Source organism: Bacillus cereus group sp. BfR-BA-01408 (assembly GCF_022663305.1).
GTDB lineage: Bacteria > Bacillota > Bacilli > Bacillales > Bacillaceae_G > Bacillus_A > Bacillus_A pacificus.
Genome location: NZ_JAKUFF010000057.1, coordinates 1 through 13,454 on the forward strand (window position 1 = coordinate 1; position 13,454 = coordinate 13,454).

Here is a 13,454-nt window from a genome sequence, read left to right on the forward strand (position 1 = left end):
GTTGCTCCTGTTGCTCCTGTTGCTCCTGTTGCTCCTGTTGCTCCTGTTGGAATATAAATTGGCGGAAGAACCGGAAAAGTAGGTCCAATATTCTCTGGTCTTACCATCCCTTTATTCAAAGATAATTTTTCATTACTGTTCAATTTACTACCTCATTCCACATTTTGTTTACTGATTAACAAAATAAAACCTCTATCATTTTAGTAAAATTCCATAACTACTTTTTCATACTCAAATGATTTTACACAAAGTAAACTTTTTACCGTTACTATAACTAGTAGTATTAATATAATAAAATGATAGTTCCATTCCCAAATACTAAATCGCTACTATTAAACTCTTCGACTCCACTTTCCGGATCTATCTTTTCAACCGAAATATCAACTTCAAATTATAATAATAATTTAATAATCAATTTAATTGCTGGTAATACAATTTCACTTCAACTATTCGGCGTATTATCCATAGTTAATTTAGTTGAGGGTGGTTCAACAGGTGCCTCTTTAACAATTATACGAATCGATTAAAAAATGATTCGTTCTTTTTTATAATAATCATTCTTAAATGCTAAAATAGTAACTATTACATCATTCCTTAAGCTTATATATTAATAACTTCACGACAGTGATTTTGCAATAAGAAACACTTTGTACTATATTCATAGTACAAAGTATCTATACTAAATTTTCCGTATATACATTATCAATTTACACTGCTCTCTGCCAATGTTACATTAAAGGTGAAAGTAGTTTCTCAAATGCGAACCATCTCAATACGTATATGAGAAACAAACTCCAATCCTATACGCGAGAGCAATACTATGTTGACACTCAAACGAGTGTCCTTTTTTATGAATTTCAAAAATAAAACCATCTTTTATAGATGGTTTATCAACGCACTTTTCTTTATATTCTTCATGCAATAGTAATTTTATATAATCGGATAATATATGGTCATACTTAACCTAGTTAGCGTTCTTCCGAAATTATGATAAGAGTGTGATCTATCCGCCTTAAAGCGAATTGAATCCCCACTATTTAATTTATATTGACAATCATTTATTTCAATTGTCAATTCCCCTTCAAACACCGTTATAAATTCTTCGGTCCCTTCTTTATGGCCTTCCGAACTTAATTTTCCTTCAGTTTCAATTTCAACTGTATAGATTTCAAAGTTCCTATCATCTTGAAAAGGAAAAGATGGATACACTTTATATCTCCCATTGTCTTCTAATAATGCTTGAACATCACTTCGTAAAACGACTTTCGTATCCGGTTGGGGATTATTAATTAAAGAAGTAAAAGACACTTTCAACCCATTAGCTATTTTCCATATCGTTGTTAATGTTGGACTTGACTCTCCACGTTCAATTTGTCCAATCATTGTTTTACTCACACCTGTTAATTGGGCAACTTTTTCTAAACTTAATTTTTCTTTCTCTCGTATTGTTTTTAAATTTTTTGCCAGAATAAGTTGAATTTCTTCCATAAGAAACACTCCTAAACTATATACAATATAACGACCGTTATGTATAATAAAAAGCACACGTTATATTGTTATTTTCGGCCATTATAACATACACCAAATAATTAGGGGGTTTTGAAATGCCTATATTTTCTTTTTTGTTATTTGTTATTATATGTAGCTTCACACCCGGTCCTAACAATTTCTTAGCTATGACATACGCCAATCAACATGGTTTAAAAAAGAGTATGCAATTTTGCTTTGGAGTAGCTTTCGGTTTTTTCATCCTCACTTCATTATGTAGCTTCTTTAATATTGTACTAATTAATATCCTACCTATAATTGAATTCCCTTTAAAAATTTTAGGTGTAGCATACATGCTATATTTAGCCTTTAAAATACTCACTAGTAAAACTAGTGCAGATCCAGATGAAAAACATAATAAAAACTTATTTACAGTCGGGATTTTTCTTCAATTTGTTAATCCTAAAGGGATACTATTCGGGCTGACTGTAGTGTCAACTTTTATTCTCCCTTACTATAATTCATATTCAAGTTTTCTACTCTTCTCATTATTTCTAGGTGTAGTCGGGTTAATGAGTACATTCAGTTGGAGCTTATTTGGTTCTATGTTCCAAAAATTTTTATTAAAACATACTACATCATTTAACATCATTATGGCTGTCTTATTAGTTTTTAGTGCTATTTCAATAGTAATTAATTAAATTCAAATTCTCATTTTTTTCTTTTTAAATATATGTTTTGTAAATATACTTGAAATTTCCGGTGAACCTCTGACTTACATGTATTACTTATTATGTATTAAAACAGAAATCTTCTATATCTAATCATATTTATACGAGGTAACATTATAAAAAGAGGAATACTCATAATAAGTAATCCTCTTTTTATGTCCTATCATTTTTAAAAATTTCTGTTCTACTAAACTAGAATTTCACTTAATTTCATACCACCAACCTTTCCGATCAAGGTAATCCGCCATCCCTTTAAGTTGCAGTATTTATGACTTTAAACTACTCATTTCAAAATCTTTTTATTATAATACAGAAAAATGCGTTATAATATAAGTTACTGGTCTCAAGGAGGAGTTTAATGACTGATAAATATAAATTTTTGATACTCATTGTTACAGCATTTTTTTCTTTCTTTTCTTTAATAAAAGATTTCCGTAACACTTCAAAAAGTTTCTTTTGGGGGAGCTTCGCAATCCTAACAAGCTTTATATTATTATTAACTCACACTTTAGAATTAACTCCAATACTTATCTATTCAGCACAGATGGCTCTTGAGATTATTACAATTCCACGTAAATTAATTCTTCCATCTGTCACTGAAGCTGCTAGTTTTTGCTAACAATTCGTATATATATAAAAGTTTCAACTCTACATTTCTAATTATCTTTTCAAATATAATAGTGCGGTGTCTCCTTTCTAGAGAAACCGCACTATATTAAATTTCAAACTGACTAGTATAAAAATCTCATACATCGCTGTTTTTTTCATTGAGTTTGTTTTGTGTAAAAGAAAAAGCACCCAACTGGTTGCTTTTTCTAGAATCATCTTTTTCTTCTGCTTCTTTTTACTTCCTTTATTTCTCCCTGCTTAACTAGTTTTTCAATATATAAATGTACTAGCTTATAAACACACTCTCTTCGTTAATTTTCCTGATCTTCTTGATTTTTCATTCTGACGCACAATGCTTTGTAGCTTTTTAGCTCCTTCACCACAAGTCTTCGCATTTCCTTTTCACCGATATCCTCAAAAAATGAAAATTGATTCATACGATACGGTTCCCCTCCGTTGGATTTACTCTATTGAACTTTTACTTCATTTCAAAATTCTCCGTTTCAGATGAACCACTAGACACATACACCATATACTAAGTTAAGTACTTCCTAGGAAAGAAGGTGAAAGTTATGCCATCTATTGTCGGAAATATGGTTGCACAAAATAGTAACGGTTCTTTCAACTTAGGTGATTTTTATAATGTTTCTCCAAAAGAAAATACAAAAGCTTATAATGGTTCAGGTGCATCTAATGTTGCTTTTGTGCTTAATACATTTAACGGTGTTAGTGCAACCAACACATTTGATTCTGATGTTGCCGACCAAAGTCAAGTTGGAACAGCCTAAACTTATTTATTTCTTCTACTTCCGAATAAAAGCCAATATCACGTTAATAATGTATATATTGTTTCTGTTTCCCCTTCATACCCGAAGGCTTATCAGTTAGCTTTTGCTAGCTGTCCTTTTTAAATACGGGCTGCACACGTATTCAGCTTATAAATTAAGCCTTGTGAGCTGCCACCTTTTAAAGGAACACATTTAAATATATGCTCCTTTTATTCAATGTTTTTTCACGATCATGCAGAATAAAACATAAGGTATATGGTAATTCAGTGCTCATAAAATCTATTTTTTCTAAGAGTTTATCCATTTGCAAGCTCTTTTTTTCTTTGCAAATGACTCTTTTATTTTTAAATTTGTATTATTTTAAATTATCTATTCTACTTCTCTTTTCTTGTTCATATACCAAGTCTTTTATTCATAAGCTAAAAGTACTTGACATAACTGAATGGAGGCTAATAATGTCTTTTTCAAATATTATTAAATACGGACGCGTTCCCCTCTTTAATTCTAACTTCCCTTTGATTTTATTTTGGAGTCAAAAAAGTGGCTGTACCTCTCTTGCACATTGGTTTTTTTATCAAATAAATTTATTTAAAGAAGCAATAAAATACGATTCTTTCATCCATAATTATGAAAATGAAATATACAAAAACTCCTCGGACTACTTTATTGAACTAGCTGCAGCTTTAAATACAAACGGAAAAGATACCTATAAATTAGTGAGGAACCCCTATATAAGAGCTGTAAGTTCATTTTTTTCACTAATTGCCCCCCCTTACATAGAAAACCCAGCATGGAATCCTATTCGGAATTTTTATTATGGTAATGAATTTTGTAATAAACCTATTTCATTTAAAATCTTTCTCTACTACTTAAAAGAGCAAATGATAGATTTAGAACAAGTAGATCCACATTTAATGCAGCAATATGAACCAGGTGAGGAAGAGTTTGTTACAAAGTATATCTACCTTGAAAATTTCTCTACTGAAATTGAGCACTTAGAACAAACATATCAATTAAAAACTTCTCCTTTACACATACTAACCAAATCATGGCATCATCAGAAAGACAGGGCGATTTTTAGAGGTAATTTTGCAGATGCTGATATTACCGATCCTTTATTCCCACGCCTCCCAACATACGATAGCTTTTATGACTATGAAACTATCCAATTAGTACAGGATATTTTTAATAAAGATTTTAGCACGTACAATTACCCATTAACTTCTTTAAAAAATATATGATTTTCTAATTGTAGTTTCATATATTATAGAGAAACTTAGATTCACCTATTTAAGTTTCCTCACAAGGTGAAACTTTAATCAGTGGGGGGTTTTGTTCATCCCCACCTAACTTCTTTGCTTCCGCTGAATTTTGAGGTGGGGGTCTTACTGCCTGTTAATGCGGGATAAAACTCTCGTAGTAAGTTGGGACACTGGAAACAGTGTCTTTTTTTAATAAATCATTAAAACATTTAAATAGAACGTGAAATACTCATTAAGGTTGCTACCATTTGTATGTTTTACTTTGTATGCAAGAAAGACGCAGTTAAAACATTTAGTGAACGAATATTTAGATAGTAATGTTTACAAATATAAAAATGCGGTGTCTCCTTTCCAGAGAAACCGCACCCTATCAAAAATTCTTATTAAATTTTAAACTGACTCGTATACAGATTAAAGTAAAATCCTCTATCTTCCATGAGAGATTCATGGTTCCCTTTTTCCAAAATACTTCCATCTTTTATAACAAGGATTTGATCTGCTTTTTCAATCGTTTTCAGTCGATGAGCGATTACGAAACTTGTTCGACCTCTCATTAAATTGTTTAGTCCTTCTTGTATTTGTAATTCTGTTCTCGTATCAATATTAGATGTTGCTTCGTCGAGAATTAATATATCTGCATCTGCTAAAATTGCCCGTGCAATCGCAAGAAGTTGTTTTTGTCCTTGACTTAAATTCGATCCTTCTGAAGCAATTTTCGTTTCATATTGATTCGGTAAATGTTTTATAAAAGAATGTGCAGATGCTGCCTTAGCTGCATTGATTACCTCTTCATCACTAGCATCTAATCGACCATAACGTATATTATCCATAATCGTCCCAGCAAATAAATACGTATCTTGTAAAACTACTCCTATTTTACTTCGCAACGAATTCATATCATATTCTTTTATGTTTTTTCCATCAATATGAATTTGCCCTTGCTGTATATCGTAAAAGCGCGTTAGCAAATTAATGATTGTTGTTTTGCCCGATCCAGTTGGACCTACTAAAGCAATTGTCTCCCCTGGCCGCGCTTTAAGACTCACTTCTGTTAAAATCGTTTTATTTTCCTCATACCCAAATGAAACATTCTCGAGTGCAACATGTCCTTGTAAATTTTGTACAACGAATGCATCTTTTTTATTTTTGATTTCCGGCACTTCATCCATAATTTCAAAGACACGTTCCCCACCAGCAACTGCTGCTTGAATCGTATTCATTAAAGTTGCGAATTGACTGAGTGGTCTTGAGAATTGACGAGAATAATTAATAAAAGCTGCAATGACACCTACTGTTGTCATTCCATTTAAAACCATTACTGACCCAGTCCCAATTACAAGTCCCATACCTAAGTTGTTAATAAAGTTCATACTCGGAAAAATAAAAGCTGAAAATGTATCCGCCTTCGTTGCAGAAACTCTTAGCTGTTCATTAATTTTATTGAAATTTTGTACGGTTTCTTTTTCTTTCCCATATAACGTTGTAACATCCGCACCTGTTATAGCTTCCTCAATAAATCCATTTAATTCTCCTAAATCTTTTTGACGCTTTGCAAAGTTTTTACCACTATAAGCAACTAGTTTTTTTGTAACGAAAAACATAATAGGTACTGTAATTAAAGTAACAATCGCTAAAATCCAATCTAATGCGAACATCGCAATCGTCACACCTATAAAAGTTAGCGCTGATGAAATAATTTGTACAACACTTTGTGTCAACGCTTGATTCAAATTATCTATATCATTTGTTACACGACTCATTAAATCCCCTTGAGAACGTACATCAAAGAACCGTAAAGAAAGCGTTTGGATTTTCTCAAAAATATCTTGTCTTATTTTTTGTATCGTTTTTAATGCAACATTAACCATTACAAATGTTTGTAACCAAGTTAATAATACTGTTACACCATAAATCGCGATAAGTACCAAACACATTCTCGCCGTACCACTTAAATCTTTCGGTACAATATATTGATCGATAATTACTCCCATTAAATACGGACCTAATAACCCAAGTAACGTCGTAACAAACACTAAGAATATAACGAACGTAAGGGCAGCCTTTTGGTAGCCCATATAGTTCCATACTCTCATCACAGTTCCTTTCGTATTTTTAGCCTTCCCCATCTTTGGTGCGTTACGCCCACCTTTATTAGCAAATTGTCCTTGAAAATTACGCATGTTCTTTCCCACCTTTTTTATATAAATTACCACCTTGGGAAAGATAGATTTCTTTATATACCTCACATTGTTCTAACAGTTCTTCATGTGTACCATCACCAACTAATTCACCGTTATCTAAAACGAGAATTTTATCAGCATCTATTATAGATGAGATTTTAGAAGCGATTAATAATGTTGTTGTTCCTTTATATTCTGTTCTTAATGCCGATTGAATGTTAGATTCTGATTTTGCATCCACTGCTGATGTAGAATCATCTAATATAAGAATGGATGGCTTTCTCACAAGCGCCCTTGCAATTGATACACGTTGTTTTTGGCCACCTGACAAATTCGTCGCACCTTGCGTTAAATGATATTGATATGAATCTTCCAGCTTGTTAATAAACTCAGTCGCACAAGCTGATGAAGCTGCTACTTCCAATTCGTCATTTGATGCATCTTCTTTACCGTAACGTAAATTCTCTTCTATGCTACCAGAAAACAACAATGCCTTTTGAGGTACAAACCCGATTGACGCACGAAGTTTTTGTAAATCATACGCCTTAACATTTATTCCATCAATGCATATTTCCCCTTGATCAACATCGTATAAGCGCGGTAATAATTTTGCTAAAGTAGATTTACCACTCCCTGTAGAACCAATAATCCCGATTTTTTCACCTTTACTTATGCGAAATGAAATATCTTTTAAAACATATTCATTATTTTTCGTGTAACTATAACTAACATTTTTAAATTCAATTTGTCCCTCAATTTGCTTAGGTGCAAGCGCATTTTTGGGGGTCATAATATCAACGTCAGTATTTAAAACTTGCTGTACACGATCCGCTGACGGAAATGCTCGCGCGATTTGCATAAATACCATACTTATAGACATAAGTGACATTAAAATAATATTCAAATAGTTTATAAATGCTAATATAGCCCCTACTTGAAGGGTTCCATTAAATACTTTCTCTCCACCAACCCATAACGTTGCGACAATTCCGCCACTTACAACTAACATAATGATTGGCATCATTAAGGAAATAAGCTGCACCGCTCGAATATTTATCTTCGTTAAATTTGTATTAACATTTCCAAACTGATTAATTTCATATTTTTGTCTTACATACGCTTTAATCACACGTACTCCAGATAAATTTTCTTGTAACTTTGTATTCACTTTATCTAATGCTTCTTGCACTTTTCCGAACGTCCCGCTTGCTTTACTCGCAATGAATATAATCGCAAGTAATAAAATTGGAACGACTACGAGTAATATAGGAAATAACTCACGCGCTGTCATAAAAACAATTATTATACTTCCGATAAATAACAAAGGACCACGAACAAGAACACGTAATGTCATCGTCATCGCCGATTGAATAGAAGTAATATCATTTGTAACAATTGTTAATAACTTTCCCGTTCCAAACGAATCACGATTTTCACTAGAAAATGTTTCTATTTTCGCAAACACATCTTTTCGTATGTCAGTAGCGAAATTAACAGCTGCTTTTGTAGAATACATCATACACCCAAGTCCTCCAACTAAACCGAGTGCTGCAGCTCCTATCATAAGAAGTCCCATTTTTATTACATAATTCATATCCCGATTTGCTATCCCAACATCAATAATATGTTGCATAATAGTCGGTTGAATTAAGTCCATCGCAACCTCAAGTACCATAAATAGCGGTCCAATAATAGCGAAGAACATGTATGGTTTTAAATACTGTAATAATTTGCGAAATGATTTCATACATAATCTCCTTTTTCTATGAAATTACCAACGAATAATTCATATCCCCCCTTATTTAAGCGATATAGTTTGTAATTTCTTTCTTACTTTTATTATATTATGTAAATTAATATTTAACATTATTAAATGATAAGCATTAATGACTTTTCGGTCAATAAATGTGCTTTGTATTATATAAATATAAAAACCGCATTCTCAATGAAAAGAATACGGTTTTTCATCTATATTTTTTCAGTTGTAAAATCTAAAAACTCAGTCTCAAATCCATTATTTTTAGAAGGACTACACGTGTAAAAACCTATTTTAATAGGCTTATCCCCTATATCTTCCATCAAATGAGCGATTCTGATTTGTTCCCATTGGTGGATTTTCTTCACATATATTGTATAATCACCACGTTTACGAACAATTCGAAAACGAAGTTGCTCGTTAGCTAATTCTGTCGGAAAGTCTTGCGTGGACCAATCGGAATATCCATTATTCGTTACGACAGCTCCTAAATGAGATGGACCATCTGGAATATATTCTAATGAAGTTTTCAACCAACACTTTTCCGAAACCATAACAAAAAGACCAGCTTGATCGAATTTTGAATTTGGATTCATACGCAATTGAACTTCAGCTTGAAAGTCTGTCATCGTCTCTGTATAAAATACATGACCATTCATTACTTCGAATCCATAATGGGTTTTAAGCCAAAAATCTGTTTCGGCTTTCGAGCGGACAATAAGCGCATGATTGTTATTAAGCTTATAATACTCAGGTACATTCATTATAGTAAGTTGCTCAATATGTTCTGGTATATGTGATATTTTCATAGTTCCTCCATAATAAAGCATCTATATGCACATTTAAAATTCTACTAATACTGGGAATTTATAACCTTTCAAATCCAACTCTCTATTACTTCGAACCATTAAATACTTACTTGATTGTAATTCTGTAAACTGTACATCCTCAACCCCTAATTGATCTGGAGAGAAGTAAAATTCGATTTCTGTAAATCTTTCAGCGATCTCCCCACATATTTCATCTAAAACTGGAATTACTGGTGCAAACACTCCATATAATTTCAACTTTTCATTATCTACTTCATACACAATTAGAGCATCTAGCTTCTCTGAATAATACAATTTTCCACTCCATTCCGAATCATACATATTCAAATAAAACGAAGGGCGGAAGTTTAATGTTGAAAAATTATTTGAAAGTCTTTGGCTACTATCTATAGTCTCATGTATTAGCTTTCTATCCTCTTCCATATAATAATCTAGCTCTCTAAGTGAGAAATCATTATTATTCTTTTTATCATATGGAATAGTCATTAAATATTCCTGCACAACTTTAAAACCAAATGATGCATATAGTTCAGGTTTTTCCGTAAACAATAATGCACATTCACATGTTTTATCGATTTCTTCTATCATTTTACTCATTAATTGCGTCATGAGTCCTTGTCCACGAAAATTAGGGTGTGTCATTACCGATTGAATGCCCGCTGCATTTATTCTTTCACCATTTACTAGCAATGGTAGCGAGAATGCCGCAACATTTGCAACCGCTTTATCGTCATGTAAAAAGGATAAAGCTTTGTATGTATCATCCCAATAACCTCTCTCTGAGAAATCATTCAATGTTTGAATTGTAATTCCAAACACTTCTTCAAATAAAGGAAATAACTGCTCTCTTTTCGGTTCTTCTAAAAGAAGTTTTTCAAAATTTTCAACATTCCCCATGTTGTCCCTCCATACGTTAATTCCATCCAATTAGATATAGTTGTAGAACCTGTCCTTAAAGTAATAGGTCTTACCAATCAATATACTATCATAAAATATAAAAAAAGAGTCTAATTAATTTTATGTTTTGACTATTCGAAAATAAGTCGAATAAAACAATATTAGGATTTTTGAATATTAATGAGTTTATTATATAAAAATAGTGCTTTCTACTTCGTTTTTACTCATAGAAATACACCATTTATAAAAAAATATTTTTTATTATTTTTTCCCTTCAAGTCTTTCCTTCGTATTAATTTCTTCTCCACTTATACGCTTTTCAAAAGACTTTCTCCAACTACTTGAAAGCGCATTTACTTCTAATATTCTTTTTACCCCTTCAATATTTTGTTTTTCCTTGTGCATGATACAGTTAGCAAACGCTATTGAAACACCTTTTGGATCAGACTGTAGTCTTTTTAAAGTATCGACTGATGATACCCATCCTTCTTTTAATACACGAAAATAAAATCCTGTATATCCTGTTTCTTGAAAATATAGTGGTAACTTTGGAATGTTATATTTTTTTGCTAATTTAAAAAAAGGTTGCCTTGGTTGTGTTACCTGCACGATTGCCTGTCCGAGCTCAAACGTATCACCAATACAAACATCCTCTTCGCGCATACCACTAACTGTTATATTTTCTCCGAAAGCCCCATATACAAGATTTTGATTCAACTCTTTTTCCCAGTATGGATAGTGATCACCAGTATAAACACAAACTGCTTTATCTACTCCTCCATGATGAACTAAGTCAGCTTGTCCATCCCCATTAAATTTTACAAAAGATAAATATACTGGTTCCTTTACTTGTTTCTTATTTATGCCTGTATGAATTACTTTTCCGCCGTATGTAACCTCTTTTGGTAATCCTATATTTAAAGATAATAATTGAAATTCATTAGCCATTCTATTTCCTCCTTTAAAGGTGTTACATGTATTTTCTCTCGGTTAATTTTTACAACCCTCTCTGTTATGTCAACTACCCCCACTGAGATAAAGCATTTCAGTGGGAGCTTGAGTTCGAACGCTAGGTCTTTTCTTCTATCGCTAGACAGTTTGACGCTCTAGCATTCATGCTACCCTACGGTAACACCTCAAGTCTGTTTTTGGTTGGTACTGACAACGAATGATTGTTTTCCCACTTGCACCACCCTTTCGAAAAAGAGCAGTTCTTCCCTATGGAAGAAGCCACCACTCAGATGACTTCGGCGTGTGCTACAAGCCCCGACGAGTCGCGTACACATGGATGGTTGACGCACCCACTAAGCTATGCGCGAAGCAATAGCCTTACGTTTTTGCACTTCTAATAGAATCGGCGTTTTCACTTTCAGATTGTCATCCAATTCTACAACTCCTGATTTTTTCAATATATTCATCGCACCATTAATATCAGCATGGATACATGTTCCTGCTTTACTTTGATACAGACCACGCGTAATTCGTTTGCCGCTAAAGCGATACTGCGTCCTATCATTCTTAGACCAAACTGGAACCGGATCTTTATCAAGAAAACTAGCTTTTGAAGTATAGCTTTCTTCTTGTTTAAAAAAGCGGATGCCTTCTTTTATACATTTATTCTCAATTGCTGCCATCAATTTTTGAAATGGGATTTGCACAAACTTTTGATTATTCTTTTTCCCCATATGAGAGTTTTGTTTCCAACCAGCGTTATACCCTATAACAATCGTATCTATATCGAATTCTTTCACTTTTTTGAACAATAGGCCTACCGTTTGTGCAATGTAACCGTTTATTTGTCTTTCTCGTTTATGCCAAAGTGCAGCCATTTTATTCGTTACAATACGTTTTGAAATTCCATTGTCCATATTTTTCTGTTGGAGGTTACATATCATTTTGTTGAAGTATTGATTTATGGATTTTAGTTTTTTTCCATCAATTAAGAAGGCATCACCTGTATGGGTTACGCAACTTACTAATCTGTCTACACCTAAATCGCAACTCAAAGCGTTACTCGTAGTCGTGGATGGTTTCTTCATTTGAGAAACGTGCATTTCATATGTATAATGCACCTCAAAGAACCGACCTTTTTGCTTCGGTACAATCTCAATGTAGGAGATTTTTTTATTTCTTAAGTTTTTTGGCATACGTATTTGAATGGAACCGAATTTTTTTCTGAATGCAACATTCATTGGAATGATCCAATACCCGTTCTCATCCACTTTTGGCACTTGATAGATTTCAATGATTCGCTTGTCAGTGGAACGAGAATAATTCGGAAACTTCGGACGACCTGTGAACTTCTCGGGATTTTTCTTCCACTGTTCCAATGCCTTAAAAAAGCTCTTCACTTCTGTAAATAAGGATCTACGAATCGCTTGAACAGAGTTTGATTGAATGCCCGAGTAGTTCATATCATTTTGCATGGCAGTGTCCACTTCTTTGACAGTAGCCATCCTGTTATGATTCAAGTAACTTTGTTTCATCGTGTACAAGCCAACATTTCGCAACGCTTTTGAACTATGCGACATGCGCTGAAGTAAACGAAATTCTTTTGCAGTCAAGCAAGCCCGTCCAATATTCTGTTTCTGCGTGAATCGTTGCATGTTTTCTCTTTTCTTTTGTTTCCGTAATACTTTCATTGCTTTCTTTCTAGCCATTGTTTTCACCACCTTTCTTAGAGAGTTCATTACTTTTGATAAATCAATATTGGGAACGAAATGAAACAACATGCAAACATGTTCTTCATCGTAATTCCTTTTGACTCAAGCAGCTAAATGATAATGATAATCATTATTTAATTTCGTTATCTTACAATCCATTCCCTCCTTATCTACGCAGATTATATCGTAAAACGAAAAAAACATTAGCACTGGGAAAATTACTATGAGCGAAACAACAGAGTTCAGCCTA

At 33.0% G+C, this 13,454-nt stretch carries 14 protein-coding genes and 1 pseudogene; 5 read left to right on the plus strand and 10 right to left on the minus strand.

What is annotated here, in order from left to right; genetic code table 11:
- Positions 1-143: exosporium leader peptide-containing protein (locus tag MR083_RS19675; RefSeq protein ID WP_242269742.1), on the minus strand; the 143-nt coding region annotated here is incomplete at its 3' end.
- 183 nt (positions 144-326) lie between these two features.
- Between MR083_RS19675 and MR083_RS19680 the strand changes: the two are divergent.
- A pseudogene (locus tag MR083_RS19680) lies at positions 327-527 on the plus strand (BclA C-terminal domain-containing protein); the annotation flags it as partial.
- A 403-nt stretch (positions 528-930) separates the two neighbouring features.
- Here the strand turns inward: MR083_RS19680 and MR083_RS19685 are convergent.
- The gene (locus MR083_RS19685; RefSeq protein ID WP_116733353.1) at positions 931-1,545 is read right to left on the minus strand and encodes a helix-turn-helix domain-containing protein; all 615 of its coding nucleotides are present in this window, start codon (positions 1,543-1,545) and stop codon (positions 931-933) included.
- Between the two features lie 59 nt (positions 1,546-1,604).
- Between MR083_RS19685 and MR083_RS19690 the strand changes: the two genes are divergently transcribed.
- The gene (locus tag MR083_RS19690) at positions 1,605-2,189 is read left to right on the plus strand and encodes a LysE family transporter (protein WP_001121303.1); all 585 of its coding nucleotides are present in this window, start codon (positions 1,605-1,607) and stop codon (positions 2,187-2,189) included.
- A 230-nt stretch (positions 2,190-2,419) separates the two neighbouring features.
- On the opposite strand, the gene MR083_RS28195 is transcribed toward MR083_RS19690, so the two are convergent.
- Positions 2,420-2,485 carry an N-acetylmuramoyl-L-alanine amidase C-terminal domain-containing protein gene (locus tag MR083_RS28195; protein ID WP_367633995.1) on the minus strand — a complete coding sequence of 22 codons (66 nt, stop codon included), beginning with the start codon at positions 2,483-2,485 and terminating at the stop codon, positions 2,420-2,422.
- Positions 2,486-2,577: 92 nt separating this feature from the next.
- On the opposite strand from MR083_RS28195, the gene MR083_RS19695 reads away from it, so the two are divergent.
- The gene (locus MR083_RS19695; protein WP_000130518.1) at positions 2,578-2,838 is read left to right on the plus strand and encodes a hypothetical protein; all 261 of its coding nucleotides are present in this window, start codon (positions 2,578-2,580) and stop codon (positions 2,836-2,838) included.
- Positions 2,839-3,139: 301 nt separating this feature from the next.
- Here the strand turns inward: MR083_RS19695 and MR083_RS27860 are convergent, their stop codons facing one another.
- On the minus strand, positions 3,140-3,265 hold the full coding sequence (locus MR083_RS27860; protein ID WP_014893752.1) for a hypothetical protein: 126 nt from the start codon (positions 3,263-3,265) through the stop codon (positions 3,140-3,142).
- 135 nt (positions 3,266-3,400) lie between these two features.
- On the opposite strand from MR083_RS27860, the gene MR083_RS19700 reads away from it, so the two are divergent.
- Entirely contained in the window at positions 3,401-3,616 is a 216-nt protein-coding gene (locus MR083_RS19700) for a spore germination protein (protein ID WP_001139344.1), read from the plus strand.
- Positions 3,617-4,071: 455 nt separating this feature from the next.
- Positions 4,072-4,857 carry a sulfotransferase family 2 domain-containing protein gene (locus tag MR083_RS19705; protein WP_061680673.1) on the plus strand — a complete coding sequence of 262 codons (786 nt, stop codon included), beginning with the start codon at positions 4,072-4,074 and terminating at the stop codon, positions 4,855-4,857.
- Between the two features lie 404 nt (positions 4,858-5,261).
- Here the strand turns inward: MR083_RS19705 and MR083_RS19710 are convergent, their stop codons facing one another.
- From MR083_RS19710 to MR083_RS19735, 6 genes are all read right to left on the minus strand, one after another.
- Positions 5,262-7,058, minus strand: a complete 1,797-nt coding sequence (locus MR083_RS19710) for an ABC transporter ATP-binding protein (protein ID WP_242269736.1) — start codon at positions 7,056-7,058, stop codon at positions 5,262-5,264.
- Positions 7,051-8,805, minus strand: coding sequence for an ABC transporter ATP-binding protein (locus tag MR083_RS19715; RefSeq protein WP_242269737.1), 1,755 nt, complete (start codon positions 8,803-8,805; stop codon positions 7,051-7,053). Before MR083_RS19715 ends, MR083_RS19710 begins: the two co-directional genes overlap by 8 nt.
- A gap of 221 nt (positions 8,806-9,026) precedes the next feature.
- Positions 9,027-9,623 carry a DUF1349 domain-containing protein gene (locus MR083_RS19720; RefSeq protein WP_000703152.1) on the minus strand — a complete coding sequence of 199 codons (597 nt, stop codon included), beginning with the start codon at positions 9,621-9,623 and terminating at the stop codon, positions 9,027-9,029.
- Positions 9,624-9,656: 33 nt separating this feature from the next.
- Positions 9,657-10,541: a GNAT family N-acetyltransferase gene (locus tag MR083_RS19725; RefSeq protein ID WP_000528687.1), complete on the minus strand. Its 885-nt coding sequence runs from the start codon at positions 10,539-10,541 to the stop codon at positions 9,657-9,659.
- 261 nt (positions 10,542-10,802) lie between these two features.
- Positions 10,803-11,489 carry an MOSC domain-containing protein gene (locus tag MR083_RS19730; RefSeq protein ID WP_242269738.1) on the minus strand — a complete coding sequence of 229 codons (687 nt, stop codon included), beginning with the start codon at positions 11,487-11,489 and terminating at the stop codon, positions 10,803-10,805.
- A 356-nt stretch (positions 11,490-11,845) separates the two neighbouring features.
- On the minus strand, positions 11,846-13,201 hold the full coding sequence (locus tag MR083_RS19735) for an RNA-guided endonuclease TnpB family protein (protein ID WP_000101432.1): 1,356 nt from the start codon (positions 13,199-13,201) through the stop codon (positions 11,846-11,848).
- Between the last annotated feature and the right edge of the window lie 253 nt (positions 13,202-13,454).